At 32.7% G+C, this 12,980-nt stretch carries 12 protein-coding genes and 1 pseudogene; 1 reads left to right on the top strand and 12 read right to left on the bottom strand.

The window, feature by feature from the left end; translation table 11 throughout:
- Positions 1–110: 110 nt before the first annotated feature.
- Positions 111–878, bottom strand: coding sequence for a DUF6090 family protein (locus BST83_RS05910; RefSeq protein WP_104808985.1), 768 nt, complete (start codon positions 876–878; stop codon positions 111–113).
- A 45-nt stretch (positions 879–923) separates the two neighbouring features.
- A complete protein-coding gene (locus BST83_RS05915; RefSeq protein WP_104808986.1) occupies positions 924–1,349 on the bottom strand; it encodes a serine hydrolase domain-containing protein in 426 nt (141 codons plus the stop codon).
- A 242-nt stretch (positions 1,350–1,591) separates the two neighbouring features.
- On the opposite strand from BST83_RS05915, the pseudogene tnpA reads away from it, so the two are divergent.
- A pseudogene (gene tnpA, locus BST83_RS05920) lies at positions 1,592–1,976 on the top strand (IS200/IS605 family transposase).
- A 149-nt stretch (positions 1,977–2,125) separates the two neighbouring features.
- Here the strand turns inward: tnpA and BST83_RS05925 are convergent.
- From BST83_RS05925 to BST83_RS21395, 10 genes are all read right to left on the bottom strand, one after another.
- On the bottom strand, positions 2,126–2,662 hold the full coding sequence (locus tag BST83_RS05925; RefSeq protein ID WP_104808987.1) for a DUF4402 domain-containing protein: 537 nt from the start codon (positions 2,660–2,662) through the stop codon (positions 2,126–2,128).
- An 831-nt stretch (positions 2,663–3,493) separates the two neighbouring features.
- Positions 3,494–5,638 (bottom strand): DUF8693 domain-containing protein, encoded by a 2,145-nt coding sequence (locus BST83_RS05930; protein ID WP_104808988.1) that lies wholly within the window; start codon positions 5,636–5,638, stop codon positions 3,494–3,496.
- 39 nt (positions 5,639–5,677) lie between these two features.
- Positions 5,678–6,988 carry an ice-binding family protein gene (locus BST83_RS05935; RefSeq protein ID WP_104808989.1) on the bottom strand — a complete coding sequence of 437 codons (1,311 nt, stop codon included), beginning with the start codon at positions 6,986–6,988 and terminating at the stop codon, positions 5,678–5,680.
- 212 nt (positions 6,989–7,200) lie between these two features.
- Positions 7,201–8,631, bottom strand: coding sequence for a carboxypeptidase-like regulatory domain-containing protein (locus tag BST83_RS05940; protein WP_104808990.1), 1,431 nt, complete (start codon positions 8,629–8,631; stop codon positions 7,201–7,203).
- 23 nt (positions 8,632–8,654) lie between these two features.
- A complete protein-coding gene (locus tag BST83_RS05945) occupies positions 8,655–8,903 on the bottom strand; it encodes a hypothetical protein (protein WP_104808991.1) in 249 nt (82 codons plus the stop codon).
- 31 nt (positions 8,904–8,934) lie between these two features.
- The gene (locus tag BST83_RS05950; protein WP_104808992.1) at positions 8,935–9,747 is read right to left on the bottom strand and encodes a hypothetical protein; all 813 of its coding nucleotides are present in this window, start codon (positions 9,745–9,747) and stop codon (positions 8,935–8,937) included.
- Between the two features lie 60 nt (positions 9,748–9,807).
- Positions 9,808–10,323: a DUF4402 domain-containing protein gene (locus tag BST83_RS05955; protein ID WP_104808993.1), complete on the bottom strand. Its 516-nt coding sequence runs from the start codon at positions 10,321–10,323 to the stop codon at positions 9,808–9,810.
- 11 nt (positions 10,324–10,334) lie between these two features.
- The gene (locus tag BST83_RS05960; RefSeq protein WP_104808994.1) at positions 10,335–11,159 is read right to left on the bottom strand and encodes a fimbrial biogenesis chaperone; all 825 of its coding nucleotides are present in this window, start codon (positions 11,157–11,159) and stop codon (positions 10,335–10,337) included.
- A 43-nt stretch (positions 11,160–11,202) separates the two neighbouring features.
- Positions 11,203–11,685: a DUF4402 domain-containing protein gene (locus tag BST83_RS05965; protein WP_170062748.1), complete on the bottom strand. Its 483-nt coding sequence runs from the start codon at positions 11,683–11,685 to the stop codon at positions 11,203–11,205.
- Positions 11,686–11,944: 259 nt separating this feature from the next.
- The gene (locus tag BST83_RS21395; protein ID WP_367889146.1) at positions 11,945–12,979 is read right to left on the bottom strand and encodes a response regulator; all 1,035 of its coding nucleotides are present in this window, start codon (positions 12,977–12,979) and stop codon (positions 11,945–11,947) included.
- Between the last annotated feature and the right edge of the window lies 1 nt (position 12,980).

The following is a 12,980-nucleotide window of genomic DNA, read 5'->3' on the forward strand; positions in this document are numbered from 1 at the left end:
GTTACGTGTTTAAAGCCACTAAACTAGTAATAAATTACCTACCAAGAAAGTCTGCGTGGACTTTCGTAAGTATGCGATAAATTATATATAGTGTTGTGTGTTTGTTAATATTATTTATTCAATTCAACTTCTAAACTTTTTATCAAGTTTCTTGTATCACTTTCTGATTTTTTAGCAAAATCTATCTGTATATTAGCTAGAAACATTCTAAAACTAACTACATTTATTAGATTTAGAGATTTATCTAAGTTATTCAATTCTTTCTGAATTTGCTCAACAAATCTATTTGTTTTTTGTAATTTATAGTTTTTAATATCAAATACTGTCCATTCTTCTCTCATCTCTTTACTAAAAGAATTTGTTTGAAAAAAAGTAAGTTCGATTAACTTATTATTTACTAATTGGTCTACTAAGTAAGTATTATTATCTGTTGTGTTTTTACTAAACCAAGATATATTCTTATAATAGATTAAAATTTCTTCTTTAAGATTTCTGTTATTTATAAGGTCTATTTTACCAGTATTTTCAATGGTTTGATAGGTAGGTTTAATTGGAAGAAAAGCACTTCTAATCATTAAATCATTCATGGAGGCCAGCAACTTTTCGTCTACTAGAAAGCCATCATTACTGTCATAGTTTTTAAGAATTTCAATTCCACTATTTATCCAAATATTTTGCATTTTTTTGTGACTGTCTAAATTGTCTAATTCTAACATTGGGTCTTTCTTTAGATTATTAAGAATCATTTTTTCTACTTGATTGTTAAGTCTATTCGTATTCCAATTGTTAATAGAAAGAGCAATTAAAATTCCAATAACAACAAGCACGATTTCGCCAATTGCATATTTAAAATATTTTCCGTTATTTTTTTTCTCCATGAGGTTGTATCGTTTTTTTCTAAAGAGTTTTATCATTGGTTAGCGTTAAGTTATTGAATGGAGAAACTCTTTCATGTCTCTTATGCCATCTATGTGGGATATTAAATGCCGAATCGTAAGTGGTGCTCCATATTTGGGAAAATCAAGTAGGTGTTTTTGGACGGTATCGTCAAGGTTTAATTTTCCTTGTTCTTCTAGTAGTAAAATGCTGAAAGCAACGAATTGTTGTGATACTACACAAATATTAAAAACAGACGATGGCGCTATTTTTATGTTGTGTTCCAAGGCAGCAATGCTATATTCTTTTGAGTAAATTAACTTCCCGTTCTTAATAATACCAATGGCATCACCTGGTACATTCCGTTTACTCCATTCTTTAAAAATACTATCAATTTCTTGACTTCCTTTGAGCTGTCCAAATGAAAGAAGAGAATAAGTACAGAACACTAATAAAAGAAAATATTTTTTCATAATTCTATTTGTCTTGTCCTAAATAAGTTGACTTTTTTTGGTTAATTTTCAATTTTCACCAAAAGTTATTTCCGATTTTTTTCTTTAGCAGTTTAAGAGGCCAAAAAAAATCAGAAAAACTTTTTACTTTTAGCATTAAATTTTCAGTTCAGTCAAATTTAGTTTATTGGTCACAAAAATAGTTAAAACTATGCACTTTAGTGCATATTGCTTTAGCTTCTAAAACCTTTTATCTTTGTTGAATGGGAAATCAAAGAACTAAAGGTCATACCGTTTCAAGATTAACAGTTCATATTGTTTTGAGCACTATGTATAGATATAAAGTTTTGGTTGGGTATATTCAACAACATTTTAGAAAGTTAATAGTTATTAATACAAATTTGTGATTCAGAAGATATCGTTATATTGAAAGGAGTTGTCTCAAAAGATCATATTCATATGTACATTGAATATCGTCCATCACAAGATATCAGCAGTATTGTTAAGAATTTAAAAAGAAGAGTATCTCTAAAAATTCAACAAGAATTTCCATTGTTAAAGAAACAATATTTGGGCAGACATTTTTGGGCAATCGGATTTAGATGTTGGAGTACAGGCAATATTAGGGATAAAATGGTAAATGAATAGTTAGAACATCATCGTAAATCAGGCAATGATACGATCAATTTTATCCTTGAGTAGGCAATCTAGATTCCATACACCTGACTTTAGTCAGATTTAAAAACCTGTGAACTTCAAGTCCATAGTGGTTTAGTTAAGAAATTATCGGTTCGTTATTATTCATAATTAATAACGATGTTGTAACTACCAATATAATCGCCCATTGTTTGTGAGGCTCCAATATTTAATGTAGCTCCAACTGTAAATCTGTTAATACCATCATTTGAAAGTTGTTGCGTCAAATCAGAAGCGACATTTGTATTATCAAAACTTAAAGTAAAATTATTAACAGTCATCGTTTTGTTTGAACCGGTTGCCGTTGTGTTTATTTCTATGGAGCTGTCTGGCAATGATACTTTGTAGTTGGTATTTGGCTCACCTTGAACGGTAAATATTCCAGCAACACTCATATTGTCACTTCCGTTAATCCCCGAAACGGCGGTTTCACTGCTGAATTCTCGAAGACTATCAGTAGGCCTCAATTTAACTGTGGCAGCTTCAGTTGATGAAACGAGAAGATTCCCAAAACTCATTGCTTTGTCTGCATTAATTGATAATGCAGAAATAAGTCTTGCACTAGCGGTACCAGTAACTTTAATAGCATGTTGCCCATTTGTATTCATTATAAAACCAATAAATAGTGCAATTATCAAAAGTTTATTTTTTTCATACTTTCAAATAAGTTTTAAAAGTATGTCTAAAATATGTTATATCCAATAATTATATAACTTAATTATATAATTATATAACTTGTAGAAATTTTAACAAAAAAAATTAATTAAATCATGGTTTTAGTGCTTTTTTATATTTGTTCGGGAAGTTTATATAAAACACAGAAAGGTAAAATGAATGCTTTAAAGGTTTTCTTACAAATAAAATAATCAAATTATATTAAAAGTTAAATGGTTTTATACTAAATCCATGCTTAGCAGCTTTAATAAACTAAAAGTTCGCAGTGCTTCGAGCTATTTCAAATCGAAAAGTTTAGCGCTTGGATATAAAGAGTGGAGTATTAGTATTTATGATTAAAAAGTTATCAAATTATAGTACCATAAGAAATTTTACTACTTCTATGTTGTTTTGTAAGTATATTCAACCTGAAATTAGTTTCAATGTTTTTAAGGCTCTCTAAAATGAGTGTACAACAAAATAGTTAAACTAAATTGGTTTAGCATATAAGTAAATGGTTTTTAGGACTTAATAGTAATACTAAAATTAAGAGATGGTATAAAAAGGTAAGCAGAGTTGCAATTGTAGCAATCATAAGCGCTACTTTTATAAATTAATCGTGGAATACCTTTTCTATTTGCTTTAAATCTAGATGATATTTACATTTTTGACATTTTATTTTTTAAGCTAAGTATATTAGAGAAACTCCGCAAGGTGTTATTCAATTTAATAAATAACTTTCATAATTCCAGCATTAATAAATAACACCTTCAAGCTCCTTTATATTAAAGAGAGTAAAGTCTTACTATGCAGTTTTAATAAACTAAAAGTACTCGACTGGTATATTTTCCATTGCTATTTGCTACTACAATATAGACTGCACTTTTTGAGTTTATTTTGAAACGATGAATCATTTTACCCTCCTTTTTCTTCTCTAAAACCACTTTTCCAAGCATATCATATATCTTAATATCTGTTTGCTCATTTACCATCGTTAAGTCAACATTTATTTCATTTCCATCATAGTAAATGGTGGCAGGTAGGTCTTCAGTTTCTATAATTCTGTCTTTAAAGTGCACTACAAATCGATTTGCATCATCTTTTACAGCCCCATTAAATTCATACTTAGCGTTCACATTTAAATCAGTGATGCTATTGTTTTTTTTATCCTCTAATAAAAGCACATCAAAAGCTCCAAAAACCGTATCAAAACTAAGATAATAACCGCCATCTTTCCCAGCCTTAAAGTACAACGGAACGTTTGAGTTTTCGTTGGTATCTGTTAAATATCGCACGGATAAATCTTTCCTTGAATCATATAAGTAAGCCGAAGGTGCTGCTTCATTTTGACTGAATAGTTTTAACGCCCCAGCTTCATTTTTTGGGTATCCAAATTGAAGCAAAACTTCATCATAACCATGTGCTTCCTTCGAAGTAATTCTAATTTTTAAGCTATTGATTCCAGAATCTGTTCCTTTTAACCAATTACTTGCACCTGTGTTAATGCGCACGGCATTAGAAAGATTAATATTTCCGTTACTCACTGCTCTAACAAAGTATCCTTGTGCTGGGGCAATATGTTGCGTTACACCATTCGTGCCAATATCTCCAATTGAGTTATATACACCATAATTGTTGGACTCCTGATTCCATATCCACATATCATAACCTCCTCCAGAGGATACTAAGTTCGTACGTGTCCAACCTGTTATTGATTTCCAATCAATAGAAGAAGGATAAGGATTTCCTATTAAATTAAACCCTTGTACTACAAGATCTGGGCTTTCGTTTGTAATTGGATAACTTATAGATCCATTATTTAATAATCCAATGAATTCTTTCGTTGGGTTCGCGGCTTGAGTTGAATATAAATAACCCCGGCCTGTAACAAAGTTAGCCGTAGGATGAATAGACGGCCAAGTTGGTGCCACAGTGGTGTTCAATTGATACGTCCAACAAGGGGTCGGTTCATTAAAAATATACAAATCATATCCAGTTCCATTTCCATAAGTACCAGAAGGGTTCCAACTACCGCTTATATCTTGATTTGAAACGGGTGCGGAAAGAAAGTGCCAGTCTTCTGCAGTACCACTAATATAACGCTGCACGGTTACCGGTACATTGATGGTGTTATGAAGTAGAGAAGCCGTTCCAGAAGCATTAGACTTTAAAATAAGACCACTGGTATCTGCATTATTTATAATAGTACCCGTTACTGTCAAGTTTTTATCCGCTTCAATTTTAAAGACTTTCCCTGCATTAATCGTTAGGGTATTTGTAATAATAGTTTGCGTTGAAATTAATGTAACACTTGCTGCATTGTTTATGGTGAGGTTATTAAAAGTAGTAGCTGCCATGGTCATTATTTGTGCCGATGTGCCATTCATATTTACAGCACCTGCTTCACTTAAAAAGGTTCCTGAGCTTGTAAAATTATCTAAAATATTATAAGTTCCATCTCCGAGGGTATTTCCTTCGTTGATAAACGCATTAGTATTTAAGGTTCCTGTATTTTCAAAGGTTAGGGTATTGTTTACGTCAGTAGCAGTAAAGGATCCACCATTTGCAAAAGTTCCAGAATTGTTAACAGTAGGAGCAGAAAAGATATCCAAATTTTCAAAAGTTCCAGAATTGATAACGGTAGTTGCCGTTAACATTTTTGTGTTTTGAAATGTTCCGGAGTTATTTATGGTAGCAGTAGCTAGGGTTTCATTATTTTCAATTGTTGCCGTATTGTTAACCGTAATAATTGTTAAGGTTCCATTATTTACAAGTGTTGCACTATTGTAATTAGTAATGCTATCCATTCCAACGACAGTTCCGTTTGTAATAGAAATATAAGTTCCGTTATTGGAAATGTATTGTGCCTGCGTTTCTAGTATTTGGATTAAAAAGAATAGGACCAAAAGAATGAAATGCCCGTTACTTCCTAAAATTTTATATTGCGTGAAATTTTTCATGCTGAATTTTCTTTTATATTTTAAACGAGTACCGTTTGGTTAGTTTCCTACCTTAATCAATGTTAAAATTCTATTAAGAACACTTATTTCGATACCATCAGAAGGTTGTTCATCAATTTTCCATCTCACATCTATTGTGTCACCCACTCCAACTGCAGAAAGGCTCTGTAAAGAAATGTCTGAAGGATTGTTTAAATGTGTTCTTGTTCTGCTGGAATAAGGAATTAATACGTCATTTTTATAAAGGCTAAAAGTAGCCATATGATTAACGGGGGTAACAACCGTAGTTGATCCTGATTCAAATATTGTTCCATTAACAGTTGCAGTTTGAAAGCCTGTGATGGCTCCTCCGCCTGTTCCAATATCTCCATTATATACGGAAGCACCAGTATTGGCAACTCCACCTGAACTGGTAAATATTATGAAATTAGATAAGCTCCTAAAATCTATGATGCTATTACCTGTTGGCACCGTAAGTGCACCTTGTCCGAAAGAAATTGCTCCTAATTTAGTTAATAATCGTCCGTTTACTATGGAAGAGCCCCCTGCAACAGCAGCACCATTAGAAAATAAGGTTCCTGAGATCTTTGTACCAGCACCGAGACCAATTGCTCCATCGGCAATCCAAAAAACATTTTCTGAGGTTGCTCCGTTTGTTAAAATTACATCAACACTAGCCGCTGTATTAAATGCTCCTGCATTGGCTCTAATTATAAATAGCGGGTTTATTTCATTATTGCCATCTAGCGTAAGGGTGCCGGCAATTGATGCCGCGCCGGCTACATTATACACCCCAGGAAGAAGCGTTTCGCCACTACCAAAAGTAAGTGCATGGGTACCGGTTACAGGTATTGCCATAATATCGGTATAAATTAAATTTAAGTCTGCAGCCGCATCTGCAGTGCTAAAACCAGTTGTATAATCAGCTGCTGGTATGCTTACTTGTCCATTAAAAAGAACAGAATATGTACCTGCTTCTAATGCTGTTTTTGTCATGTCTGATATTACAACATCTGCAGTAGAAATCGTAGAAAGTGTTTCGCCAGATGTTGCAGAAAGGTAAGCGGCACTGCCCCAAAACACCCAAGCACTTCCGTTATAAAAATTGTACTGGTTAGTTTCGTTATTATAGATCATTAGTCCAGTAGCAGCTGCAGTGATAGCGTCTCTTTCTACAGTTGTCATCCTAGGTATTAGGATGCCTTTGTCTGTTGTTCTCATTTCTAGTATAGAAGAAGGGTCTGGGGTAATAGCTTCACTACTAATACCCATAGATTGAGCAAGTATGGTATTACTGCTGCACAATACTGAAATAAAAGCTGCTGCGATAAGGTTTAGTTTTGAGTTCATTATTTTATGTTTTAAAAGGTGTTAGTTTTTTTATGTAATAATTTTTAAATCAGTAATTTAAAACTTAATAATATCTTATCAAGATACAGTATTTTAATGGGTTTAACTAGCTTTATTAAACTACTTATCGCATTGTTATAATGTTTTTCTAGCTGTATGTTAATTCTCAAATATGCTAAAAAAGTATCTGTTCATTTAAATACGGTTATTCTTTAAGGTTTTTTAGGTGCTTTTGCGCTCAATGTAAAATCAATGCCATCGATGATATCGCCGTACTCTGAAATCTTAATAGTTACCTGATGGGCTGCCGGAAGTGAATTATAGTTTAAGTTTTTTAATTGCGTTTCATCTACCCGAACAGTATATTTTCCGGGTTTTAGGCCTAAGTAGCTAAAATACCCATCAAATTCGCTTAACGTCTCCGCTATTTTCACTCCTTTCTTATCAAAAATATGAAGGGTAACACGGCCTTGGCCTTGTATACTTTTGCTTTTTCTTAGATACACAGTTCCACTTATTTCTCCAACAGAAGTTATAGGAATAAATACCCGCTTGTATTGGCTAGGGTCTACAAGAATTCTATAGGTTTTGTGCTTAAACCTCCAGCCAATATTATCTAAATTGGTATCTGAAAATTCAATTGTATAATTTACAAAAGCATTCAAATCAAAAATTCTAACAATAGAATCTTTTTTACTGATTACTGCATTAGCACCTTGAATTTTAACAGAAGATACTAAAACTCTCTTTTCTCCCCTGTCTAATTTGCCATTATCATTTAAATCAAGAAAGGGGTGTAATAAGAGCCCTCCTTTTCCAATTGCTGAATTATTTCCAGTATGTAGAATGCCATTATCTATACTAAAAACCATGCTGCCTTGCGCATTTTCTGTAAAACTTAAGCCACTTTCATCGTAAGAGCTGGAAATTCCTGCACGTGCAAAAGGTAAAGAATAATTGGCGCTTAAAGTAGCAGTGTTGCTTTTATCTTGTATATTTTTTTGAAAGCTTGCTCTTAAATTTATTTTAAATACTCTCATTTGTAGATTTATTGCAAGACTATTAAATTCATTTAGGTTGACATTATAGTTTGTGGAAGAAGTCAATACTAAACCATTTTTTAAACGGTAACCTAGCCCCAAATTAGAGTACATTTCTGGAGTGTTTTCACTAGCCCAATTGATAAATGAATCCCAATTAAATTTTAATTTTTTAATATAACTAGAAACCGTCCAATTAAATTGATTGTAGCTAAAAGATGCATATTTTGTAGTTTGAAACTTTAATTTTGTAAAGCCATTATAAGATTTGATATGAAACGGCGTTGAAAAATCAACTTCAAAATTTTCTAACTCAAGAGAAACTCTATTAATATTCTCTTCGATGTTTTTTGTGTAATTCACCTCTAAAAAAGCCTCTTTCGTTATATTAAAATTAAGTAAGCCTTTCAATTTATTCTGATAAATGTATTCGAAGTTTAAAACCATGCTAGAATAGGGTTGGTAAGCAACCATTGCAAAAGGTATAAAGGGTTTGTTAAAATTACTTGACAAATATTCTGCACCTGCCGCAACAGTTAAACTTCGCGTTAGGCCATAATTTAAACCGATTCTAGCAAAGCGACTATTGAGTGAATCCTTCACAATACCTGAGGTTAATGAATAGTTTAAATTTTTTCTTGCATAAAACTGTAGGGTGTGTTTTTGATGCGTTCTTCTGTACGCTCCTCACCGAGAGGGCCATAAAACTTTAATTTTATGACGGTATACCCATATACAATAGGTACTTTAAATACATACAAACCTGCGGCATCTGCTTGCGTAAAATCTATTAAAATATCATTTATATAAAGTTCTACAGTCCAATTAGGCTCTGTAGTATCAGTAACCGTATAAGATCCACTTGCTGTGCGCACTGTAGTGGGGAGTTATTAATGGATGCTCCAATTACTTTTCCACCTGTGGGCGAAAAACTTGGCCCAAAATTGGCCCTATATTCGCTTGTTTAATAATTTTATGATCATTGTTCACCCAACGCCACCCATATTTAATATTCTTAATGTCAAATTTATTTTCAGGGTTGTAATCCATACTAAAGTTGGCTTCTCCAAATAATAATTCAGTGCCAAGTGCTATAGCCATACTTGTATTACTCGTATTATTTACAGACTGAATAGAAGATAACCCCCAATCTAAAGTGCCTAATTTAAATAAGTTATAGGTTCTTGGAATGATGGTATCTACAATAGTTGGCTTTCCTTGGAGTTGTGATATGTTCTCGCGGGCTCTTTTATACCGCAATTCCTTTAGGAATGGCAGTTCAAAATCTGCTTCTAACTTTGCCGTTAGCGATCTAGGATTAAAGATGATGTTCAATCCAAATGCTTCAAATAATAGGGATGCTTCTATATATTTTACATCAAACTGTTCTAAAATGCCATTTGAAATATCGATAGATTTACCACCAATTGTAATTCGTTTGTTTTCAAAATTTATGATGTATATGTTCTTCTCATTTTCAAGAAACCCAACTAAAGTATTTAGCTCAGGAAGACATTTGATTTTAAGTACCTTAAAGAGAGCTTCCGCATTTAAATAAATTTGATCAGATTGCGAAATAAGCACATTTGTTTCAAAATTATAACCGTCTATATAGATAGTTATTAAGACTTCGTTGTACGTTGTATCGAAATCTATCTGATTTTCTTTTTTATCTTGTGCGCTGGTCGAAAGCGCGAAAAAAAAAACATTACAAAACACTTTGATATGATACCTAATAGGCTATCATTTTTTTTGTATTATGTACGCTTAATGTGTTCATTATTGTTGATCAAAAGAAATTTCAAAATCCCCTGAAAAGATCCCTGCTTTCGTGTTTGGAGGTATTATAAGTGTCCCTCCAACACGCAATATTGTAATAAAGTTACAGTTGTTTTCAGTGGCAAATACGGCTCCATTGCCCCCTTTTTGTGTGGGGCCAATTTCTAATATAATTTCATCTCCGTTAGCGGCTGTTAAAATACTTGTGGGCTGGTAACTGATGGTTATAGCTCTTCCTTGACATAATTTAATTTCAAATAGCGCAGGTGTTCCTGGATAACTAGGCAATGTATTTATAGTGCCAGTAACGGTTCTGTTTCCTTGCGAATCTAAGGTAACACTTCCTCCAGAGCCATCGCTGTCATAAAATAGGCCGAAATTAAGATTTTGTGACGCATATACTGTGATAGCTCTTTGTGGCAATACAGGCGGCTGGCCAGAAGTTTTTTTTGTATAACAAAGGGCTACTAAAAATAATAACTTGATATAGGTGTCATATTTATATAATGATTTCATACAAAGTTAATTTATAGTTTTAAAGTTGATTCTGCAAAAACTGTAGTTTTTTTCGCTTCTGGTCGGGATTTATAAGTTATTTTTAGACTTCCTTCTATAAAATTTATTAAAGGTGGTTTAATCACATTAATAGACATAAAGCGCCGGTTAATAGTGGTGTAAACAGCAACTCCTTTTATGACTCCAATTGTAATAGGTTCTCCTTTTAATGGCAAATATTCAACAGTGAAGTCACCATAAACAGAGCTGTTACCTGCTCTATTTATGGTAAAATTAATGAGATTGATGTCTTTTTGACTTTCCAGTTTAAGGTCACTTAGAGTTACTGTAGAAGTTACTTTACCTGTATTAAATATAACTGGAATAGTCAAACCATATATGGGTGTTAAGTTAACGCTAACTCCGGTTATAGAATCGTTTAGTGTTTGTCCTAGGGCGGTATAATCGGTGGTAGATCTAAAATATAGGTGTGATCGGTATTCGCCTGTTTGTAAGTTTCTATCTCTTATACGTTGCAGCATCACTACCTGACCTTCTCCTGGTGCCAATGTAACTGTCCGTGGATAAATTCTAAGGTATGGTTTTGCAAAATTCTGGTCCGGGTCTGGTTCGGTAACTACTGTAAAAGTACCGTCTTCATTCATACGGCGTTCAACAAATGATACAACATATGTTTCTATCTCATTTCCAGAATTTACCAGGTTAATTACTTCTTTAATATTGTTTTCCTCAAAAACTAATCGTGTAGGAGTTATTAATAAATTACCTTGTGCGTAAACTTTAACTTGAAAATTTACTGTTATAAACAGGATTAAAAATAATATTTTACTATTCATAAAAAGAATTTTTTAAAGGTAGAAAATATATAAATGATTTTATTTAGTCGTATTGAACGCTTATAGCATATGTTCCAGTATAAATTCCAGCGGCTTGGCTACCAGCTATGGTTAATGTTGCTCCTAATGCAAATGTATCACTTCCGTCAGCTGATGCCCACGATTTGCTAGCAGTTGTTCCAGAGGTATATAGGCCAGCTAGTTTACTGTGTAAGTATTTAAAAGCCGTTACTGTCATCGTTGTATTTGAAACAGCATCTGTAACTACAACAGTAGCATCATCTGGTATTGTTATTTTATAGGCTAAAAGTATTTCCGATGTAACAGTAAATAATGGTATAGTAGATCTTAATGTTGTTCCACCAGCTAAACCAATAGTAGATAAATTGGCGGCATCACTAAAGGTTGTTGTGTGTGCTGACTGGCTTGTCGGTTCTAGTATAACGGTACCTCCCACAGTAGTTTTTAGAACGATACTTCCAAAATTTAAAGCAGTACCGTTGGCTGAAAGCACTAGTGGTTTCACAAGTCTAGCTTGAACTACATTAGCGTTAAGGCTTAATATTTCAGTAGTCTGTGCATTAGTGAACAAAGTACCGATGAAAAAGATTAAAGCGGTTATTACTAAAATTTTTAAATTATTCATATGTATTGTTTTTTATTATTTTAAAAAAGCTTGTTAATATTTTATCTTAAACTACTTAAAATAAGGGTTGCAAACGTACTGACCTTTTTAACTTGTATTGTTATATAATTCTACTTGCAGCTTATGTAATTATGCCCTACTACATTCTGTTTTCAAACCAGCTCAATTTTTTCTCCATTTTTTGATAACTTAAAATGGTCGTAATAGTTTTCTGTAAGCGCAGAAAGGCCGTTTCATTTTTCACCACATAATCAACTGCTTTATGGTGCAGGCAGTCTACTGCAACCTCAATTTTATCTTGAGAAGATAGCATGATAATAGGAAAACTAGCATTCAAAGAATTTATCTTATCCATGGTTTCAATACCTGTCATTGCATTTTCAACAATGCTATTTAGATGGTAATCTAAAATGATGATATCTGGATTGTGTACTAAATTTTTAATACAAAGTTCACCTGTGGTAAATGTTTCTACTTCAAAATTACCAAGTTCAAGAAACTGTAACTCTAACATTCTTAAAAAAACAGGGTTGTCTTCAACCAAGAAAAGTTTTAGTTTATTTTCGCTTGTTATTTTACTTAGGCTTTTCAATGATGGGCTCTTGGCTGATTTTCCAAGTTCTTCGAGCGGCTTTCTTCTGATGTTCTTTAATTTTAAAAACTGAGAAGGTGAAATGCCAACAACTTTTTTAAATTGAGCAGATAAATGTGGCACGCTGCTGTAATTTAGATACCTTGAAATATCTGAAATGCTTAGTTCTCCATATGTAATTAACTCTTTTACTTTTTCTATTTTATGAATAATTAGAGTCTGCTCAATGGTAGTACCCTGAACTTCAGAGAATAAATTTGCGAGGTATTTATAATCGTAATTTAATTTTTCACTTAAATAATTAGAAAAGTTTATTTTAATGAGCCCCTCTTTATGGTCGATACTTTCAATAATTGTGCGTTTTATTTGTTCAATCAGTATTGTTTTTTTGTCGTCAATCAACTCAAAACCTATGCTGTTTAATTCAATACTCAATAGCGCTCGCATTTTGGTAGTGATGTTTTCCATGACATCTACTTCTCCTAAATCAACAATACTAAAATGAAGACCTAAATTTATAAGCTTTTGTTTCACCGCCAATTTACAGCGATTACTTACCATATGTTTTATATAAATTTTCAAA

Source organism: Polaribacter filamentus (assembly GCF_002943715.1).
GTDB lineage: Bacteria > Bacteroidota > Bacteroidia > Flavobacteriales > Flavobacteriaceae > Polaribacter > Polaribacter filamentus.